This is a genomic window from Streptosporangium roseum DSM 43021 (assembly GCF_000024865.1).
Classification (GTDB): Bacteria; Actinomycetota; Actinomycetes; order Streptosporangiales; family Streptosporangiaceae; genus Streptosporangium; species Streptosporangium roseum.
The window spans coordinates 3,474,295-3,493,793 of the sequence record NC_013595.1; the positions used below are offsets into that span (position 1 = coordinate 3,474,295).

15 protein-coding genes are annotated in these 19,499 nt (G+C 72.1%); 12 read left to right on the top strand and 3 right to left on the bottom strand.

Annotation, left to right across the window (positions count from 1 at the left end; translation table 11 throughout):
- The first annotated feature begins 3 nt into the window (after positions 1 to 3).
- From SROS_RS15440 to SROS_RS15495, 12 genes are all read left to right on the top strand, one after another.
- Positions 4 to 774: a peptidoglycan recognition protein family protein gene (locus tag SROS_RS15440; protein WP_012889876.1), complete on the top strand. Its 771-nt coding sequence runs from the start codon at positions 4 to 6 to the stop codon at positions 772 to 774.
- Positions 775 to 843: 69 nt separating this feature from the next.
- On the top strand, positions 844 to 2,745 hold the full coding sequence (locus tag SROS_RS15445; RefSeq protein ID WP_012889877.1) for a methylmalonyl-CoA mutase family protein: 1,902 nt from the start codon (positions 844 to 846) through the stop codon (positions 2,743 to 2,745).
- Entirely contained in the window at positions 2,742 to 4,919 is a 2,178-nt protein-coding gene (gene scpA / locus SROS_RS15450; protein WP_012889878.1) for a methylmalonyl-CoA mutase, read from the top strand. Before SROS_RS15445 ends, scpA begins: the two co-directional genes overlap by 4 nt.
- Positions 4,903 to 5,871, top strand: coding sequence for a methylmalonyl Co-A mutase-associated GTPase MeaB (meaB, locus tag SROS_RS15455; RefSeq protein WP_012889879.1), 969 nt, complete (start codon positions 4,903 to 4,905; stop codon positions 5,869 to 5,871). Before scpA ends, meaB begins: the two co-directional genes overlap by 17 nt.
- Positions 5,872 to 6,320: 449 nt before the next feature.
- On the top strand, positions 6,321 to 7,706 hold the full coding sequence (locus SROS_RS15460; RefSeq protein ID WP_012889880.1) for a cytochrome P450: 1,386 nt from the start codon (positions 6,321 to 6,323) through the stop codon (positions 7,704 to 7,706).
- An 86-nt stretch (positions 7,707 to 7,792) separates the two neighbouring features.
- Entirely contained in the window at positions 7,793 to 8,590 is a 798-nt protein-coding gene (locus SROS_RS15465) for a terpene synthase family protein (RefSeq protein WP_245564648.1), read from the top strand.
- A complete protein-coding gene (locus tag SROS_RS15470; RefSeq protein ID WP_012889882.1) occupies positions 8,587 to 10,269 on the top strand; it encodes a prenyltransferase/squalene oxidase repeat-containing protein in 1,683 nt (560 codons plus the stop codon). The genes SROS_RS15465 and SROS_RS15470 overlap by 4 nt, the downstream gene beginning before the upstream one ends.
- 261 nt (positions 10,270 to 10,530) lie before the next feature.
- On the top strand, positions 10,531 to 12,936 hold the full coding sequence (locus tag SROS_RS15475) for a sensor histidine kinase (protein WP_245564649.1): 2,406 nt from the start codon (positions 10,531 to 10,533) through the stop codon (positions 12,934 to 12,936).
- 96 nt (positions 12,937 to 13,032) lie between these two features.
- Positions 13,033 to 13,461, top strand: coding sequence for a roadblock/LC7 domain-containing protein (locus SROS_RS15480; protein WP_012889884.1), 429 nt, complete (start codon positions 13,033 to 13,035; stop codon positions 13,459 to 13,461).
- Positions 13,458 to 13,844 carry a DUF742 domain-containing protein gene (locus SROS_RS15485; protein WP_012889885.1) on the top strand — a complete coding sequence of 129 codons (387 nt, stop codon included), beginning with the start codon at positions 13,458 to 13,460 and terminating at the stop codon, positions 13,842 to 13,844. Before SROS_RS15480 ends, SROS_RS15485 begins: the two co-directional genes overlap by 4 nt.
- The gene (locus SROS_RS15490) at positions 13,825 to 14,448 is read left to right on the top strand and encodes a GTP-binding protein (RefSeq protein WP_012889886.1); all 624 of its coding nucleotides are present in this window, start codon (positions 13,825 to 13,827) and stop codon (positions 14,446 to 14,448) included. The genes SROS_RS15485 and SROS_RS15490 overlap by 20 nt, the downstream gene beginning before the upstream one ends.
- Positions 14,449 to 14,624: 176 nt before the next feature.
- Positions 14,625 to 16,646: a CehA/McbA family metallohydrolase gene (locus SROS_RS15495; RefSeq protein ID WP_012889887.1), complete on the top strand. Its 2,022-nt coding sequence runs from the start codon at positions 14,625 to 14,627 to the stop codon at positions 16,644 to 16,646.
- A 165-nt stretch (positions 16,647 to 16,811) separates the two neighbouring features.
- Here the strand turns inward: SROS_RS15495 and SROS_RS15500 are convergent, their stop codons facing one another.
- The 3 genes from SROS_RS15500 to SROS_RS15510 are packed head-to-tail and all read right to left on the bottom strand — an operon-like array spanning position 16,812 to position 19,386.
- Positions 16,812 to 17,450 (bottom strand): response regulator transcription factor, encoded by a 639-nt coding sequence (locus tag SROS_RS15500; RefSeq protein WP_012889888.1) that lies wholly within the window; start codon positions 17,448 to 17,450, stop codon positions 16,812 to 16,814.
- Positions 17,450 to 18,637 (bottom strand): sensor histidine kinase, encoded by a 1,188-nt coding sequence (locus SROS_RS15505; protein WP_012889889.1) that lies wholly within the window; start codon positions 18,635 to 18,637, stop codon positions 17,450 to 17,452. The genes SROS_RS15500 and SROS_RS15505 overlap by 1 nt, the downstream gene beginning before the upstream one ends.
- Entirely contained in the window at positions 18,637 to 19,386 is a 750-nt protein-coding gene (locus tag SROS_RS15510) for a hypothetical protein (RefSeq protein WP_012889890.1), read from the bottom strand. Before SROS_RS15510 ends, SROS_RS15505 begins: the two co-directional genes overlap by 1 nt.
- Positions 19,387 to 19,499: the final 113 nt, after the last annotated feature.

Below are 19,499 nucleotides of genomic sequence, written 5' to 3' on the forward strand. Positions count from 1 at the left end.
CCCGTGGCCATTGATCTCGTTACCCGTCGCGAGTGGGGGGCTCGTCAGCCGCGCGGTGCCTACGGCCGGCTCGGTTCCACCCGGGGCGTCAAGGTCCACTACACCGGCGGCCATGTCAGTCCGGACATCGTCGGCGACCACGCCAGGTGCGTGGCCCTGGTGAGGTCCATCCAGAACCACCACATGGACGGCAACGGCTGGATCGACGTCGGTTACTCGGTGCTGGTCTGCCCGCACCGGAAGGTGTTCGAGGGCCGCGGGCCGAACCACCTCCCCGCGGCGAACGGCTCCGGGCTCAACAGCGGCCACTACGCGGTGCTCGGCCTGGTCGGCTCGACCGGGTTCACCCAGCCGACCGACGACGTCCTGCACGGCATCCTCGACGCCGTCGAATACCTCCGTGACAAGGGCGGCGCGGGCGACGAGATCAAGGGGCACCGGGACGGCTACTCCACCGACTGTCCCGGCGGTCCGCTGTACGCCTGGGTGAGGCGGGGCGCGCCCCGGCCCGGCGGCGGTCCCACCGAGCCGCCCGAGCCGCACCCCTCCTTCCCCGGCCGCGTCCTCAAATACCCGCCGGTCATGGTCGGCGAGGACGTCCGCACCTGGCAGCGGCAGATGCGCAGGCGCGGTTGGGACCTCGACGTCGACGGCCTGTACGGCGAGGCCTCCCGGGACGCCTGCCGTGCCTTCCAGCGCGAGAAGGGGCTGTCGGCCACCGGCGCCGTCAACCGCGCCACCTGGCAGGCGACCTGGGAGGAGCCCGTCACGTGAGCCGCCGGCGGAGTGCCCGACCGGACCCCGGAAGAATGTTCGCCGGCGGCGGCGCTTACTATCCGGTGCATGACGGTGCCGCCTGAGGAACTCCGATCGGCCGCCGATTTCCCGCCGACCACGCGGGAACGGTGGCGCGAGCTGGCGCTCGGGGTCCTGCGAAAGTCCGGAGTCGAGGCCGGCTCTCCCGAGGAGGCGCTGGCCTCCCTCACCTATGACGGCGTGACCATCGCGCCGCTCTACGACGCGTCCGATCTCCCGGACGATCCCGGCCTGCCGGGGTCGGCCCCCTACGTCCGCGGCGCCCGGCCGGAGGGCGGAAGCTGGGAGGTGCGGCAGAGGCACGAGGTGGCCGATCCCGAGGCGGTCCTCGCCGACCTGGAGAACGGTGTCACCTCGCTCTGGCTCGCCCTGGAGCCCGAGGACCTGCCCCGCGTGCTGGACCGGGTCCACCTGGAGCTGATCTCGATCACCCTGGACGCGGGGGAGCGGACCCGCGAGGCGGCCGAGGCGCTGTTCGCGGTGGCCGAGGGCAAGAGGGCCGCCGCCGGCCGGCTCCGCGGGCCGGGGGAGAGCGCCTCCGCCGGATCCGCCGGGCCTGCGGACGGCCGCGGCGGGGGCGGCCCGGCAGGGGAGAGGGGGCCGGGAGAGCTCGCCGGCAACCTGGGCGCCGACCCGCTCCGCGACCCGCGGACCGCGATCGACCTGGCCCGGCGCTGCGTCGCCGACCTCCCGGGCCTGCGGGCGGTCGTCGTGGACGGTACGCCCTACCACGACGCGGGCGGCAGCGACGCCGAGGAGCTCGGCTGCTCCGTCGCGGCGGGGGTCGCGGCCCTGCGGATCCTGACCGGCGCCGGTCTCGGTGTCGATGAGGCGTTCGGGCAGCTGGAGTTCCGCTACGCCGCCACCGCCGACCAGTTCCTCACCATCGCCAAGCTCCGCGCCGCGCGCCGGCTCTGGGCGCGCGTCGCCGAGGTGTGCGGGGCGGGGACGTCCGGACGCGGGGCGGGACAGCGGCAGCACGCGGTGACCGGCTCGGCCATGATGACCGCCCGCGACCCGTGGGTGAACATGCTCCGCACCACGCTCGCCTGCTTCGCCGCCGGGACCGGCGGGGCCGACGCGGTGACCGTGCAGCCGTTCGACGCCCGGCTCGGCCTGCCGGACGCCTTCGCCCGCCGCATCGCGCGCAACACCCACGCGCTGCTCGTCGAGGAGGCCGGGGTGGCCCGGGTGATCGACCCGGCCGGCGGCTCCTGGTACGTCGAGCGCCTCACCGAGGAGCTGGCCGGGAAGGCCTGGGAGTGGTTCCAGGAGATCGAGCGCGCCGGCGGCATGGCCGCGGCCCTGGAGTCGGGGCTCGTCGCCGGGCGGCTCGCCGCGACCTGGAAGCGGCGCTCGGAGAACATCGCCCACCGCCGCGACCCGATCACCGGGGTGAGCGAGTTCCCCGACCTCGCCGAGAGGGTCCCCGTCCGCCAGGCCAGGCCCGGCCGGGCCGGCGGGGTCCGCTACGCCCAGGAGTTCGAGGCGCTCCGCGACCTGGCCGACGCCCAGGAGAGCAGGCCGAAGGTGTTCCTGGCGACCATCGGCCCGGTGTCCGCGCACACCGCCAGGGCGTCGTTCGCGGCGAACCTGTTCCAGTCCGGCGGCATCGCCACTGTGACCGCCGCGCCCTCCGGCCCCGGCGCGGACCCCGCCGCCGTGGCCGCCGCGCCGGGCGTGGACCCCGGCCGGATCGCCGCCGCGTTCGCCGCCAGCGGCGCGGAGGTCGCGTGCCTGTGCTCCAGCGACAGGCTGTACGGCGAGCACGCCGAGGCCGTGGCCGCCGCGTTGAGACAGGCGGGGGCGAGGAAGGTCTGGCTGGCCGGGAAGGGAGAGTTCGCAGGCGTGGACGCCAACCTCTATGCCGGGTGCGACGCACTCGGTGTGCTCCGCACGACCTTCGACGACCTGGGGGTGGCTCGATGATTCCCGACTTCTCCGGAATCGGGCTGAAGGGTGAGCCCGTGACGCCGGACCCGGCCGGATGGGAGCGGGCCGTACGGGAGGCCACCGGCGGGGGGCCCGAGGACCTGGTGTGGGAGACGCCCGAGGGGATCGGGGTCAAGCCGCTCTACACGGCCGCCGATCTGGCCGGGCTGGACTTCCTGGAGACCTATCCGGGTGCCGCGCCGTACCTGCGCGGGCCGTACCCGACCATGTACGTCAACCAGCCGTGGACCATCCGGCAGTACGCCGGCTTCTCCACCGCCGAGGAGTCCAACGCCTTCTACCGGCGCAACCTGGCGGCCGGGCAGAAGGGCCTGTCGGTCGCCTTCGACCTGGCCACCCACCGCGGCTACGACTCCGACCACCCGCGCGTGGCCGGCGACGTCGGCATGGCCGGGGTGGCGATCGACTCCATCTACGACATGCGGCAGCTCTTCGACGGGATCCCCCTCGACCGGATGAGCGTGTCGATGACCATGAACGGCGCGGTGCTCCCGGTGCTCGCGCTCTACATCGTGGCGGCCGAGGAGCAGGGGGTGGCGCCCGAGCAGCTCGCGGGGACCATCCAGAACGACATCCTCAAGGAGTTCATGGTCCGCAACACCTACATCTACCCGCCTGACCCGTCGATGCGCATCATCTCGGACATCTTCTCCTACACCAGCGAGAAGATGCCGAAGTTCAACTCGATCTCGATCTCCGGCTACCACATCCAGGAGGCCGGGGCCACCTGTGACCTGGAGCTGGCCTACACCCTCGCCGACGGGGTGGAGTACCTGCGGGCGGGCGTCGAGGCGGGGCTCGACATCGACAGGTTCGCGCCGCGCCTGTCGTTCTTCTGGTGCATCGGCATGAACTTCTTCATGGAGGTCGCCAAGCTGCGGGCCGCCCGGCTGCTCTGGGCGCGCCTGGTGTCCGGCTTCGGGGCGAAGAACCCCAAGTCGCTGTCGCTGCGGACCCACTCGCAGACCTCCGGCTGGTCGCTCACCGCCCAGGACGTGTTCAACAACGTCGTGCGCACCTGCGTCGAGGCGATGGCGGCCACGCAGGGCCACACCCAGTCGCTGCACACCAACGCCCTCGACGAGGCCCTGGCCCTGCCCACCGACTTCTCCGCGCGGATCGCCCGCAACACCCAGCTCCTGCTCCAGCAGGAGTCCGGCACCTGCCGGGTGATCGACCCCTGGGGCGGGTCCTACTACGTCGAGCGGCTCACCCACGAGCTGGCCCGCAGGGCCTGGGGGCACATCGAGGAGGTCGAGGCCGCCGGGGGCATGGCCAAGGCGATCGGCCTGGGTCTGCCGAAGCTCCGCATCGAGGAGGCCGCCGCCCGCACCCAGGCGCGCATCGACTCCGGGCGCCAGCCGGTCATCGGCGTCAACAAGTACCGGCCCGACGCCGACGAGGCCATCGACGTGCTCAAGGTCGACAACACCTCCGTCCGGGACCGGCAGCTCGACAAGCTCCGCCGCCTGAGAGAGGAGCGCGACGCCGGCCAGGTGGCCCAGGCGCTGGACGCGCTGACCAAGGGCGCGGCGGGCGACGGCAACCTGCTGGCGCTGTCCATCGAGGCCGCCCGCGCCAAGGCCACGGTCGGGGAGATCTCCGACGCGCTGGAGCGGGTGTTCGGGCGGCACGCCGGTCAGGTCCGTACGATCTCCGGGGTGTACCGCGAGGAGGTGGGGTCGGGCGTGGACGAGGTCCGTACGGCGTGCGCCGAGTTCGAACGGCTGGAGGGGCGCCGCCCGCGGATCCTGGTGGCCAAGATGGGCCAGGACGGCCACGACCGGGGGCAGAAGGTGATCGCCACCGCCTTCGCCGACCTCGGCTTCGACGTCGACGTCGGCCCGCTGTTCCAGACGCCCGAGGAGGTCGCCCGCCAGGCGGTCGAGGCCGACGTGCACGTGGTGGGGGTCTCCTCGCTGGCGGCGGGGCACCTGACGCTGGTCCCGGCCCTCCGCGAGGCCCTCGCGGGGCTGGGCGCCGGCGACGTCATGATCGTGGTCGGCGGCGTCATCCCGCCGGGCGACTTCGAGGAGCTGCGCGCCGCCGGGGCCTCCGCGATCTTCCCGCCCGGCACCGTGATCGCCGACGCCGCCCGCGGCCTGCTCGCGGACCTGCTCACCCGGCTGGGCCATGACGCGGACGCTTGACGACTATCTCCAGGGGGTGAAGGAGGGCTCCCGGGCGTGGATCGCACGGGCGATCACGCTGGTGGAGTCCTCCAGGGCCGACCACCGGGACCTGGCCCAGCGGCTGCTGGTCGAGCTGGCCCCGCTGGCGGGGAAGGCGCGCCGGATCGGCATCACCGGCGTGCCGGGCGTCGGCAAGTCCACCCTCATCGACGCCCTCGGCGTGCACCTGACCGGGCAGGGCCACCGGGTGGCGGTGCTCGCCGTCGACCCGTCGTCCACCAGGACGGGGGGCAGCATCCTCGGCGACAAGACCAGGATGTCCCGCCTGGCGGCCGACCCGGCGGCCTTCATCCGGCCCTCGCCCACCTCGGGCACCCTGGGCGGGGTCACCAAGGCGACCCGCGAGGCCATGGTCGTGCTGGAGGCGGCGGGATACGACATCGTGCTCGTGGAGACCGTCGGCGTCGGCCAGTCGGAGACCGCCGTCGCCGACATGGTGGACACCTTCCTGCTGCTCGCCCTGGCCAGGACCGGCGACCAGCTCCAGGGCATCAAGAAGGGCGTGCTGGAGCTGGCCGACGTGATCGCGGTCAACAAGGCCGACGGCCCGCACGAGCTGGACGCCAGGAAGGCGGCCAGGGAGCTGGCGGGGGCACTGCGGCTGCTCCGCTCCGAGCGGGCGGTGCCGGTGCTGACCTGCAGCGGGCGTGAGGGCACCGGCCTGGAGGAGCTCTGGCGGCAGCTCGTCCGGCACCAGGACGCCATGGCCGCCTCCGGCGAGCTCGCCGCCCGTCGCCGGCACCAGCAGGTCGCCTGGACCTGGTCCCTCGTGACCGAGCGCCTGCTGTCCAGGCTCCGCGCGCACCCCGAGGTCGCCGCCATCACGGCCGAGGTCGAGCAAGACGTGCAGGCCGGGCTCCTGACGCCCTCCCTCGCCGCCGACCGTCTCCTGGCGGTCTTCAAGCACTGACGCGGAGATTCCGAAAAAATTGGCCGGATCCGGCCAGGGAACGCGCGAATGTGCGGCGCTGACTACAGTGAGTGACTTTTAGTCAAGGACTGAGATGCCGAATTCGCCCTATACCACATGAAATATTGGTTAATTACGCAATTATTTCGCGCACCAGTGGATCATTGCTCTACTCCAACCTTGATCACAGAGAGTGGGGCATGGAATACTTCGCCCGAAGAGTCACGAAACACGTAATAAGCACTCTTTAGCTACGCGAGTGTGAGAAGGCGCATGGCGAGGCGCGGGAAGGTCGCGAAGGGCTGCCGGTCGACCGGCCCTGACCTGCCCGTGGGGGGTCGGCCACGACGGAGTGGCGCGGCCCCGGATCGCGCCCGAACCGTCCACGGGTCGCCGTGGGCGGTGATCACGCTGCGCGGGTTCCGTCCATCAGTGGGGAGAGTCTGGCAATGTCGACCGATACGGCCGCCCGATCCGTCCAGCGGCGGGTGAGGTCCGTTCCGATACACCGGGCCCTGCCGAAACTGGCCCGCGAGCCCGCCGCGGCGCTCGCGGAGTTCGCGCGGGAGGCCGGCGGGGAGGTCGTCCGGCTGGATCTGGGACCGTTCCGCCCCTATCTGGTGACCCACCCCGACCACGTCCAGCAGGTGATGCGCCTGGAGTGGACGAACTACCAGCGGGTGGGGATGTTCTGGCGCCCGCTGGAGCGCCTTTTCGGGCACAGCGTCATGGGTGACGGCGAGCAGTGGCGCATCAGCCGGAAGATCCTGCAGCCTATGTTCACCACGCGGTACATCGCTACGATCTCCGAGGAGGTCTCCAAGCGCGTCGCCGGGCGCATCGAGGAGTGGGACCGGTACGCCCGGGACGGGCGGAGGTTCGACGCCACCACCGAGATGTCCAACATCCTCAGCTACATCGTCAACCGGGTGCTGTTCGGCGACAAGCTGGACCGCGAGGACGGGGAGAGCATCATCCCCGCCTTCGACACGGTCGCCCACTCCCTCGTCTACCGGTTCCTCATGCCGTTCATGCCCTACTCGATCCGGGTGCCCCGCGACCGGGCACTCCTGAAGGCCGTCAAGCGGATCGACGACGTCGTGTATCCGATCGTGCGCAGGGCCATGGCCGCTCCCGACGACAGCACCGACGTCATCTCCGTGCTCTGCCGGTCCACCGACGAGAACGGCGACCCGCTCACCGTCACGCAGATCCGCGACGCGCTGGTCAGCGTCTACGCCGCCTCGTCGGAGACCACCGCGATGGTCATCACCTGGGTGTGGCTGCTGTTGAAGGAGCACCCGCAGGTCGCGGTCCGACTCCAGGCGGAGGTCGACGAGGTGGTCGGCGACGGGCCGGCCCGTCCCGAACACCTTCCCCGGCTCGCCTACACCCGGATGGTGCTGCTGGAGATTCTGCGCCTGTACCCGTCGGGCTGGCTGCTGCCCCGGCAGGTCATGGAGGACGCGGAGATCGGCGGCGTGCGGATCAGGCGCGGCTCGACGGTCTTCATCTGCCCCTACGCCACGCAGCGGCTGGAGGATTTCTGGGAGCGCCCGGACGAGTTCGACCCCGAGCGGTTCGCGACCGGCGACGGGGAACGCAGGCACCGGTACTCCTACTTCCCCTTCGGTGGCGGGCCGCACAAGTGTCTGGGCGAGCACCTCTTCTACGTCGAGGCGCCGCTCTTGGTCGCCTCCATCCTCAGCCGGTTCCGCGTGGGGGTACCCACCCCGGGGCCGTATCCCACGGGGTGGGCCGCCTCGTTGCGTCCCAGGCAGAAGGTCGATCTGGACGTGTCCTTCGCAGGGCGCGACCGGGCTGGGGTGGCATGATGGCGGCCGGCCCCGGGCCGGGCGTCCGGCCGACGGCGGCGGAGTGCGGAGCGATCTGCGCCGGGGCCGGACGGTCCCAGCGGGACATGCGCGAGTGGGCGGAGGCCTACCCGGGCCTGTTCTCCGCCAAGCCGTTCGACGCCGCCCTGTACAGCACGCTCTCGCTCGCCATGGCGTTCAGCGGGCCGTGGTTCACCGCCGAGCAGCTCCGGATGGCCAACAAGGTCTCCCTCTGGGCGTTCGGGCTGGACTGGCTCGTCGACTACGTCGCCGCCTCGCGGCAGGAGGTCGAGGAGATCGCCCGGCGATGCGCGGACGTGGCCTCGGGCGCCCCTCCGGTGCCCGGCGACGACCTCACCCGCATGCTCGCCGGCATCCGCGACGAGCTCGCGTCCTCGCCCGCGTTCCCCGAACTCGGGCCGGTCTGGCTCGACGAGCTGCGGCGCATGCTGGACGGGATGCTCGTGGAGTGGCGCTGGAAGAGCGACAAGACCAGGCCGTCGTTCGAGGAGTATCTCGGCAACGCCGACAACCTCGGCTTCTCCTTCGTCTTCGCCGCCCACTGGATCCACGTCACGGGCCACGGCCCGGTCGCGGACGTCGACCGGGTGCGCGAGGCGGGCCGGGCCGTGCAGCGGGTCATCCGCCTCCTCAACGACCTGGGCACCTACGAGCGGGACGTCGCCTGGGGAGATCTCAACGCGCTCATGCTCGCCGGCGGCCGCGACGGGGTCGAGCGGCGGCTCGCCGGGCTCGTGGCCCGGAGCAGGGAGCTGATCGCCCCGCTGCGTGCCGCCCAGCCGGAGCTGGCCGGCTACATGGAGCGGCAGATGGACTTCTGCGCCGGGTTCTACCAGGTCGGCGACTACTGGGGGACGCTGTGAGCGTCGACGGGCTGTCCGCGCCCCCGGTGCCCGCCCTCCCGCCTCCGGTGTCCCCGGTGTCCGGCGTCCCGGCTTCCGCTCTCCTGGAGGAGAGCGGCGTTGCCGAGGAGGTCCGTGAGCTGGTCGCGGGACTGCTGACCGTGCCGTGGGGCCAGGTGTCGGCCTCGCCGTACGAGACCGGCCGGGTGGTGAGCCTGGCGCCGTGGATGGCCGGGCACGCCGAGCGGGTCGGCTTCCTGCTCGCCGCCCAGCGGGCGGACGGGGGCTGGGGCGCGCCCGGCGGCTACGGCCTCGTCCCCACGCTGAGCGCGGTCGAGGCGCTCATGGCCGAGTGCCGGAGGGAGCCCCCCTGCGCCGATCCCGGCCTCCTGGCCGCGGCGGCCGGCCGCGGGCTGGCGGCCGTACGGGACTGGGAGCTCGCGGGCCCGGGAGCGCCCCTGCCCGACATGCCGGCGATCGAGCTCATCGTGCCCTCCCTGCTCTCCCTGATCGACGGCCACCTCGACGGGCCGGGACCGCTTCAGGGGGTGAGCGGCGCCAAACTGGCGGCGGTCAGGACACGGCTGGCGTCGGGTGCGGCGATCCCCCAGAAACTGGTTCACGCGCTGGAGGTCGCGGGCGGGGAGGCGATCGCCGCCTCCGGGGTCGTCCCCACGCCGATGCCCGGGGGGATGGCCGCCGTCGGGGCCTCGCCCGGGGCGAGCGCCGCCTGGCTGGCCGCACCGCCCGAGCGTGCGGGAGGCGCGGCGTCCGGACCGGGGGACGATGTCACGCCGCGCGGCACGGGACGGTCCATCCGGGAGGGGATGCCCGTACGGCGTTACCTGGAGGCGGTCGTGGCCGCCTCCGGCGGGCCGGTGCCGTGCGCCATCCCCATCACCGTGTTCGAACGCGGCTGGACGCTGAGCTGGCTGCTGCGTGCGGGTATCGCCGTGGACGTGCCGCCGGAGCTGGCCGCGAGCCTGCGCGACGGGCTCGGCCCGGAGGGCGTCGCCGCTGGCCCCGGGCTGCCGGCCGACGCCGACACCACCTCCGTGGCCCTGTACGCGCTGGCGCTGCTCGGCGAGCCGCGCGAGCCGGAGGGGCTGTGGCCGTTCGAGACGGAGGGTCACTTCTGCACCTGGCGCGGGGAAGAGGGGATGTCCCCGACGACCAACGCGCACGTGCTCGACGCCTTCGGCGAGTATGTGCGCCGGTGCGGCGGGGAGCCCCGCCACGCGGCCGTGGTGGCCAAGCTGGCGTCGTGGCTGCGCGGACGCCAGCAGGAGCGGGGGAGCTGGCTGGACCGCTGGCACGTCTCGCCCTACTACGCCACGGCCTGCTGCGCGATCGCGCTGAGCGAGTTCGGCGGTGAGGAGTCGGAGGAGGCGGTGGGCAGGGCCGTGGACTGGGTGCTCGGCACCCAGCGCCGGGACGGGTCATGGGGCCGCTGGGAGGGCACCGCCGAGGAGACCGCCTACGCGCTGCAGACCCTGCTGCTGACCGGTGCCGCGCGCGGAGGGCGGTGGCGGGAGGTCGTGGAGCGGGGCCATCACCGCCTGCTGGCTGGCCACGATCACGACCGCGGGGCGCCGCTCTGGGTCGACAAGGATCTGTATCTGCCGGTGGCGATCGTCCGGGCGGCCGTTCTGGGCGCGCTTCACCTGGCTGAGCGGACAATGAATCTTACGGGAGGGTAACTTACATTGAAAAAACGGCCGTAAATCCCTAAATGGGACAGAAAGCCACTTCGGTTGATCCCGTCTTGAGGGTATTTGATTACATTGCTAGGGTGCAGCGGGTGTGATGTGGGATGTCCTGCTGATCCGTGCGACGCGGCGACCGGTGGCGTATATGCATTGACTGCCGCAAAGCATGCCATCTATTTCTTTCTGCTTCCCGGGGTGGATGCTATGCGCTTGCGCAACGCGCGCTTGCGGACCAAAGTCACAGCACTACTGGTGTCACTCACCGCGCTCTGGGCGTTCACCGCATGGGTGACGGTCCGTGACGGTCTGAACATGCTGGGTGTGGCCACCCTCAACTCCGACGTGGCCGAGCCCAGCGAGCGGCTCATCGTCGAGTTGCAGGCCGAGCGGCGGCTCACCGCGATCACCCTGGGCGCGTTCGGCGCCGAGCGCCAGCGGCAGGAGGCGCTGGTCGCCCAGCGCAGGCGCACCGCCGAGGCCGACGCCAACTTCCGGGAACTCACCGGCTCCGACGGTGTGCGGCTTCTGGGCAGCGCGACCCTCGAACACCGTATCGCCGAGACCCGCCGGCTGCTGGACGCCCTGACCCCCGCGCGCAAGGAGATCGACGCCCGGCGGATGGACCGGACCCGGGCGGTCGCGGCGTTCACCGACGTCGTCGACGCCATCTTCCGCGTCTACGACTCGATGGCCACGCTGGACGACGATGAGCTCGCCAACGACACCCGGACGCTCATCGGGATGAACCGGGCCCGGGACATGCTGGCCCAGGAGGACGCCATGATGGTGGGCGCCCTGACGGCGGGCCGGCTCACCGACACCGAGCGCATCCAGCTCACGCAGATCGTCGGCACCCGGCGTTTCCTGACCACCCAGGCGGTGGCCGATCTGCCCGCCGCGGACCAGGAGGCCTACCGGCGGCTGGCCGCCGGCGAGCACTTCACCCGGCTGCGCGCCATGGAGGACCTGCTGATCACGGACGAGAGCGCGGTGCCGGCCGGGCTGGTCGACGTCCGGCGCTGGAGCACCGTCGCGCAACCGGCGCACTCCCGGCTGGCGGAGGTCGTGCTCACCGCCGGCGCCGGGATCGTCGAGCGGGCCACCCCGGTCGCGGTCGGCGTCGTCGTACGGCTCTCGCTGGCCGGCGGCCTGGGACTGCTGGCGGTCATCGCCTCCGTCGTCCTGTCCATCACCACGGCGCGGGCCCTGATCCAGCAGCTGGAGAAGCTGCGGGTCGCGGCCTGGGAGCTCGCCAACGAGCGCCTGCCCTCGGTGGTGGAGCGGATCGGCCGCGGACAGGAGGTGGACATCGCGGAGGAGGCGCCGCCGCTGGAGTTCGGCGACGACCAGATCGGCCACGTCGGGCAGGCGTTCAACGCCGTGCAGCAGACCGCGATCAAGGTCGCCGCCGAGCAGGCCCAGCTCCGGCGCGACATCGCCGACATCCTGCGCAACCTCGCCCGGCGCACCCAGTCGCTCGTCCACCGCCAGCTGAGCGTGCTGGACGTCATGGAGCGCAGGGAGAACGACCCCCAGGAACTGCGGGACCTCTTCCGTCTCGACCACCTGGCGACCCGCATGCGCCGCTACGCCGAGAACCTCCTGGTCCTGTCCGGCGCGTCTCCCGGCCGCGCCTGGCGCGACTCCGTCCCGATGATCGACGTGGTCCGCGGCTCGCTGGCGGAGATCGAGGACTACACCCGGGTGGACGTGCTGCCCCTGGGAGACGTCGCGCTGGACGGGCGGGCCGTGAGCGACGTCATCCACCTGATCGCCGAGCTGGTCGAGAACGCCGCCTCCTTCTCCCCGCCCTACACGACCGTGCAGGTCAGCGGGCACATCGTCGCCCACGGCTATGCCATCGAGATCGAGGACCGGGGCCTGGGCATGAGCCCGGAGGACATCGCCGGGGCCAACGAGCGGATCGCCAACCCGCCCGAGCTCAAGCTGTCGGGCAACGCCCGCCTGGGACTGTACGTGGTCAGCCGGCTGGCCGAGCGGCACGAGATCCGGGTCACGTTCAAGGCCTCGCCGTACGGCGGCACGACGGTCGTCGTCCTGATCCCGCAGGAGCTGATCACCGAACAGGCGGAGCCCGAGGCCGTCGTCAGCATCCCGCAGGCCCGCACCGCGCTCTCCGGCGGGTCTTCCGCCACCACCGCGCTCCGCGGGCCGGGCTCCGGCCCGCAGGCGATCACCGGTGGCGGCGCCCCGGCCGACGAGCCGTTCGACAGGCCACTCGACGGGCCCTTCGGCGACCCGTTCGACAGGAGGGAGAGGACCATCGAGGAGAGTCTCCGGGAGGCGACGCCGCCCTCGCGGCAGGAGGCCGCCCCGCCGGCCGCGGGCCGTCACGCGTCCGCGGGCGCCTCCGGCGACCCCGCCTCCCCGCTGCCACCCGTCATGCCCCCACCCGACACCAGCCACACGCCGGGCGGCCTGCCGCGCCGGGTCCCCCAGACCCACCTCGCCGCCCCGCTCCAGGACGACGAGCCCGCACCCGCGCCCGCACCCGAGGACGACGACGAGCGTTCCCCGGAGATGATCCGCGCGGCCATGGCGTCCTTCCAGGACGGCACGCGCCGCGGCCGCTCCGACGCGGCACAGCTGGTCGAGCGGGGTGATGACCCCGTGAACGGCGGAGAACCACGCATGTGACGCAAGTGACGATCTCGATTCGCGCGTGGCGGCCCGGCGCCGACGAGCCGCCGGAGGCCGGTGACCGGACGCCCGCCGGCAGAAAGAGGACAACGAGTGGTGCAGGGAACAGGATCTTTCACCGACCTGGCCTGGTTGCTGGATGACCTGGTCGCCCGGGTGGGGGAAGCTGAGCACGGAATCGTCTTCTCCGCCGACGGCCTGCTGCTGGCGGCGTCGGCGGGGTTCGGCCAGCCCGACGCCGAGCACCTGGCCGCCGTGGGATCGGCGATCCAGAGTCTCGGGCGGGGGGTCAGCGACCGGGTCGACGGCGGCGCGGTGCGCCAGACCATCATCGAGATGCGGTCGGCGTATCTGGTCGTGACTGCGGCCGGGCAGGGCGCCTGCCTGGCGGTGCTCTGCACCCACGAGGCCGACGTCGGCCTCGTGGCCTACGAGATGGCCATGCTCGTCACCCGGGTCGGCCAGTACCTCACCTCGCCCGCCCGGACGGCGGACCCCGTGACGGACGACGCCCCGCGATGAACCCCTTCGAACAGCATCCCGAGACGCAATGGGTGGGCGAGGAGGCCGGGCCGATCGTCCGGCCGTACGTGCTCACCCGGGGCAGGACCGAACCGACCCGAGGCAGGTTCGACCTCATCACCCTGGCGGTGACCGTCCGCTCCGCCTCCCCGAGGGAGACGGGTCTCGACCCGGAGTGCCTGGCCATCGTCCGGTTCTGCCGCCAGCCCCAGTCGGTCGCGGAGATCGCCGCACACATGAACCTTCCGGCGGGCACCATCCGTGTCCTGCTCAGCGACCTGCTGGACCAGGGATTCATCGCCCTGCAAGAACCTCATTCGGAGACGGACATGCACGACGAGAGGCTGTACAGGGCGGTGCTCGATGGACTCCGCGCACTCTAGCCGTGACGCAGGGCGGATCAAGCTGCCCAAGGCGATCAAGATCCTGGTCGCCGGAGGCTTCGGGGCCGGTAAGACCACCCTGGTCGGCGCGGTCTCCGAGATCGAGCCGCTGCGCACCGAGGAGACGCTGACCAACCGGGGCCTCGGGATCGACGACCTGTCCGGGGTGGAGACCAAGCAGACGACCACGGTCGCGATGGACTTCGGCCGCATCACCATCGGCGACGACTACCGGCTCTACCTGTTCGGCACGCCGGGACAGGAACGGTTCTGGTTCCTCTGGGACGAGCTGGCGCTCGGCGCGATGGGCGCGGTCGTGCTGGCCGACACCCGCAGGCTGGCCGACTGCTTCCCCTCCCTCGACTACTTCGAGCGGCGCGAGACGCCCTTCATCGTCGCGGTCAACTGCTTCGACGGAGCCCGCAGGTACGACCTCGACGAGGTCCGGCTCGGACTGACCCTCCACCCGGACATCCCGGTCGTGATGTGCGACGCCCGCAAACGGGAGTCCGGCAAGAAGGTGCTGATCACCCTCGTGGAGCACGCGATGAAGATGCGCCTCGGCACGGCGCCGGCCGCCGGGAGCACCGCGCCGGCGACCTGACGCCCCTGCCTCCCCGGGGCCCGCGGGCCCCGGGGAGAGAGCTGACCGTCCGCGGATCACCTCTGTACCTCAGATAGCTACAAATCAACTCTTCCGGACTCTTCGCCCCTGGGCGGCCCGTACCGGGCGTGCCACGATGACGGCGATCACGAGGAGTCCATCACGGGGAGAGATCCATGTGTGACGATCCGGCCATGCCCCCCGCCGTGGCGCGGGCCCTGGAGGAGTACCGGGCGCTGCTCGCCGAACACGGGGTGACCTGGGGCGAGGACCCCATCCCCTACGTCAGGTCCATGACCGCCGACGCCTACCTGATGGGCACCACGACCTTCCGGGACGTCTGCCAGGGCATGCTCCGGGCCCGTTACCCGCAGGCGTCCTCCGGCGAGCTGGCGGGGCGCTTCGCCGAGCTGGACATGGACGAGGTCGTGCGCAACGTCCTGGCGGGCAGGGTGTCGGACAACCTCGCGGCCCTCCGGCTCACCGGGGAGGGCCTCGCGGTCGAGGCGCACCCGCTGGCCGTACTGGACGGCGGGCCCCTGCGCACGACGCTGCTGGTCGACTCCGCCCGCGACGAGCCGGTCACCGTGCTGGTGGACGGCCGGGCGCACGAGATCGGCCCGCGCGGCGCGCGCCTCATCAAGATCACCAGCGGGAGCGAGGTGATCGCCGACGGCGGGCGCGTGGACCTCACGCCCCTGACCCGCCCCGCCGCCGCCGCGCGCCTGCGGCTGCGCGCCGGGTTCCCGTGCAGGTGGAGCGTGTACGGCGAGCAGGGGCAGGGCTGGTACCCCGAGGGCGCCCCGGCCAGGCGCGACTACCACGTCCTGCCCTACTTCCACGGCGACGACGTGGTGCTGGACGTCCCGGCCGAGCCGCTGACCGTGCGGGTCTCCAGGGGGATGGAGTACGGCTCCGCCGAGCTGGCGGTCACTCCCGCGGCCGGCGAGGAGACCCTGGTCGAGCTGGCGCCCGAGCGGATCTACGACGCGGCGGCGCTGGGCTGGTACGGCGGGGACATGCACGCCCACCTCAACTGGGCCGGGGACATGGTCGGCACCCCGGCGCTGGCGGCGGCCATGCAGCACGGCGAGGACCTGCACGTGCTCAACCTGGTGGCCGGGAACGTCTCCTCCGAGCGCGTCTACGACTCCGAGGCGCTGGCACACTGGGCGGGCCGGGACCTGCCGTGGTCGGACGGCACCCACCTGGCCAGGATCGGCGTCGAATACCGCAACGACCTCCTCGGCCACCTCTACGCCTTCGGCGTCTCGGCGCCGCCCTCGCGCTTCCACACCGGTTTCCTGGGCACCGCGGACTGGCCGCCCAACAGCGTCGCCTGCGAGGAACTGCGCGGCCTCGGCGCGCTCCTGGGCTACAGCCACCCGTTCCACAACCCGATCTCCGACACCGACGGCCCCGGCCACCTGCTGTGGCAGGGCCGCAACTGCTCCTCCCGGGAGATCGTCGCCGACGCCGCCCTCGGCCTGGTGGACAGCCTCGACGTGCTCAACCACACCTCGATCGCCGCGACCGCCGCCGTCTACCGGCACCTGATCGGCGCGGGCAACCGGATCGCGGTCACCGCGGGGACCGACGCGATGGTCTCCTTCGCCCGGCGCGGCAACCAGTCCAACCCGCCGGGCTGGGCCCGTGTCTACGCCCGCGTCGAGGGGCCGCTCACCGCCGGGTCGTTCGCCGAGGCCGTCAGGCGGGGCCGTACGTTCGGCACCACCGGCCCCTGGCTGGAGCTGTCGGCCGGCGGGCACGGACCCGGTGCCACCCTGGACCTCTCGCCGGGAGAGCGGGTCACGGTCACCGCGAGGTCGGCAGGTCCCGAGGTGGAGAGGCTGGAGATCCGCACCGCCGACGGCGTCCTGGCCGAGGGGCCGCCCGCCGAGCTGACCTGCGAGCTGGTCGCCGGCGACCCCACCTACGTCGTCGCCGTGGCCGTCGGCGGGCCGCACGAGCGCGCCCTCACCGGCGGCGCCTACGCCCATACCAGCCCGGTCTACCTCGACGTCGCCGGCCGTCACGTGGCCAGGGAGCAGGACGTCCGCTGGTGCCTGGAGTGGCTGGACGGCATGGAGACGCTGCTCCGGCGGCAGGGCACGTTCGAGACCGCCGCGCAGCTCGGCGACCACCTGGAGCTGATCGAGCGGGCCAGGGAGGTCTACCGCGCCCGCCTGGGCTCATAGACGGTCAGCAGCACGCGGCAGCGCGGGGCGTGGGCCTTGATCTCGCGGGCCAAGGTGAGGGCGGACTCGGACCGGGGGCGGACGCGGACGCGGCCGGCGTCGGGGTGCCGGGTCGCCAGGACCGGCCGGGGCCGCGGTCGGCCGGGGTCGGCACCCGTTTCGAGGTCAGCGCGAGCGGAGAAAGGTCAGCGCGGCGAGCACTCTGCGGTGGTCGTCGGCGTCCGGGCCGAGGTTCAGCTTGGTGTATACACCGGTGACGTGCTTGGCCACGGCGGCCTCCGACACGTACAGGCGCTGGGCGATCGCACTGTTCGACCGCCCCTCGGCGACCAGCGCGAGCACCTCGCGTTCGCGCGGCGAGAGCGCGTCCAGCGGATCGTGCGCGCGATGGTGGACCAGCAGCTGGTGGACCACGTCAGGATCGATGACCGTGCCCCCGGCGGCGACCTCACGTACCGCCTCCACGAACTGGCTGATCGCGCCGATCCGGTCCTTGAGCAGGTAGCCGACGCCGCGCGTGCCGGCCTCCAGCAGTTCCCCGGCCGCAGCCGCCTCGACGAACTGCGACAGGACGAGGATGCCGAGCCGGGGATGCTCGCCACGCAGCTGAATGGCGGCCCGCAGCCCCTCGTCGTGGAAGCTCGGCGGCATGCGGACGTCCACCACGACGACGTCGGGCAGGTCCCGGGCGATGGCGCGCAGCAGCTCGTCGGCGCTGCCCACGGCGGCGACCACCTCGCAGCCGAACCGGGTGAAGATGCCGGTCAGCCCCTCCCGCAGGAGCACCGCATCCTCGGCGATCATCAACCGCACGGCAGCTCCACCCGGATCGCCGTGGGCCCTCCCCGCGGGCTGCTGAGAGACAGGGTTCCCTCGAGCACGCCGATCCGATCGGCCAGCCCGGTGAGCCCGCTCCCCTTCACGGCGTCGGCTCCGCCGATGCCGTCGTCGTGCACGTCGAGGGCGAGAAGACGGTCCGACAGCTTCGCCTTGATCGTGATGTTCTGTGCCCTGCTGTGCTTGATCGCGTTGGTGAGGGTTTCCGAGATGCAGAAGTAGGCCGCCGCCTCCACGCCCGCGGGCGGGCGGCGGGGGAGGTCGAGGTCCAGGGTCACCGGGATGGGGCAGTGGCGGGCCAGGTCGGTGACGGCGACCCCGAGCCCCCGGTCGGTGAGCGCGGAGGGGTGGATGCCTCTGATGACGCGGCGCAACTCGTCCAGCGCGGCCTGCGTGTGGTCGTAGGCCAGGCCGATGGCTTTCGCCGTACGTTCCGGGTCTTCCCGTACGTCCAGCCGGGCGAGGCCGAGTTGCATGAGCACGGCGGTGAGCTGGTGCTGAGTGCCGTCGTGCAGATCCCGTTCGATGCGCCGCCGCTCGGCTTCGAAGGCGTCCACCAGCCGGGCCCGCGACCGGGTCAACTCGATCATCCGCTCCTCGGGGGGCGCGGCGAGCAGACCCCGCGTCAGCGCCCCCTGCGCCGCGGCCACCACCGTGAACAGGTACGCGCAACCGGCCAGCCCGACCAGCACCACGACGACGGCCGGCAACACCACCAGCGGTGAGCCGCCAGACGGGAGAGCCGAGGCGTAGGAAAAGACGGTCAACGCCGCCGAAGAGATGACGAGGCCGTTGACCGCAGGCAGGATCGTCGCCCACAGCAGCGCGTAGCCGATCTCGCGCCAGGCGGTCGGGTCCGCGAAGGAGATCGGCGTTCTCGGCTTCGGCGCAGGGACCGCCGCCGGGTCGATCAGCCTCAGCCGCCAGCGCTCGAGGGAGGCGATCGGGCCGCTCAGCACGACGGCGACGATCAACAACGTGATCATCGCGATCAGCAGCGCGGTCTGCCGTCCGAAGGCGGCCACCACGGCCACCGCAACGCCGCCGGGCAGACTGGTCAGCAGGTAGGCGAGCGCCCGCCAGGGCCATGGCGACCCGAGGAACCGCAGCGGGTTCCCCGTGATCGCCAGCCAGAGGGAGGTGACGTTCTTCATCAGCCCTTGATCGTCCGAGTGACCTTGCCCTTGGCGTTCAGGAACTGGATCCGGGGGTTGCCGTCCTGGTCGACCCGCATCACGATGCGCGGCGTGCCCTTGCCGTCGGCGAGCGTCACCGCCGACGACTTGTCGGGGTTCTTGCCGATGAAGACCCGCTGCGGGCTCGGGTACTTCTTCCTGTACGCGGCCATCGCCTGGTCCCGCGCCGGGCCGGGCGGCATCTGCTCGATCTTCTTGTACTCCTCGAAGGACGCCGGAAGGGGCGCCCCGGGCCGGTCATTGACCGCTAGGCCGACGCCTCGAAGGCCCTCTTGTTCCATGTACCGGAGAACGAGGGTCTGGTCCTGCTTGTACTGGTCGAAGGAGAGCTGCCCGACCGCCCACGGCTTTCCGCCGTTGACACCGTTGTCGGTGCCCAGGCCGCCGGACTCATCCCCCTCGCCGTTATAAAACGTCATGCCCGGCCGCGTGCCGGCGTTGCCCAGATCGACGCCGTTCACGACCACGCCCGGCGACCTCTCCTTGTTGCTCAAGACCATGCGCGGCTTGCCGTCCGGCTCCACCACGTTGATCCGCTCGACCTCGATCTCGTCGAATTTGGCCTTACCGCCGTCCTGCGCGACGGCTTCCCCGCTGTCGGCCACGATCGCCGCCGTGGCGACCGCGGCGGCCACTGCGGTGATCAGGCAAACCTGCATCCGCCGGAGTTGCCGCTTGACCTTCACGATTTCCAGTGACGCATCCATGCCTTCGATGATCTTAGCTGCCTTGGTGGTTGACGATAGGGCTGCTTACCGATCAGGGGTAGAGGTCCTTCCACCTCTGTTCCTCAACCCCGGAGCCGCCGGAGTCAGCTCTC

What these genes read in the sequence shown, in the direction of transcription:
- SROS_RS15465 (WP_245564648.1), top strand. Translation starts at nt 7,793, where the DNA reads ATGCGCGAGTGGGCGGAGGCCTACCCGGGCCTGTTCTCCGCCAAGCCG.
- SROS_RS15445 (WP_012889877.1), top strand. Translation starts at nt 844, where the DNA reads ATGACGGTGCCGCCTGAGGAACTCCGATCGGCCGCCGATTTCCCGCCG.
- meaB (WP_012889879.1), top strand. Translation starts at nt 4,903, where the DNA reads ATGACGCGGACGCTTGACGACTATCTCCAGGGGGTGAAGGAGGGCTCC.
- SROS_RS15500 (WP_012889888.1), bottom strand. Translation starts at nt 17,450, where the DNA reads ATGATCGCCGAGGATGCGGTGCTCCTGCGGGAGGGGCTGACCGGCATC.
- SROS_RS15495 (WP_012889887.1), top strand. Translation starts at nt 14,625, where the DNA reads ATGTGTGACGATCCGGCCATGCCCCCCGCCGTGGCGCGGGCCCTGGAG.
- SROS_RS15510 (WP_012889890.1), bottom strand. Translation starts at nt 19,386, where the DNA reads ATGGATGCGTCACTGGAAATCGTGAAGGTCAAGCGGCAACTCCGGCGG.
- scpA (WP_012889878.1), top strand. Translation starts at nt 2,742, where the DNA reads ATGATTCCCGACTTCTCCGGAATCGGGCTGAAGGGTGAGCCCGTGACG.
- SROS_RS15460 (WP_012889880.1), top strand. Translation starts at nt 6,321, where the DNA reads ATGTCGACCGATACGGCCGCCCGATCCGTCCAGCGGCGGGTGAGGTCC.
- SROS_RS15490 (WP_012889886.1), top strand. Translation starts at nt 13,825, where the DNA reads ATGGACTCCGCGCACTCTAGCCGTGACGCAGGGCGGATCAAGCTGCCC.
- SROS_RS15485 (WP_012889885.1), top strand. Translation starts at nt 13,458, where the DNA reads ATGAACCCCTTCGAACAGCATCCCGAGACGCAATGGGTGGGCGAGGAG.
- SROS_RS15505 (WP_012889889.1), bottom strand. Translation starts at nt 18,637, where the DNA reads ATGAAGAACGTCACCTCCCTCTGGCTGGCGATCACGGGGAACCCGCTG.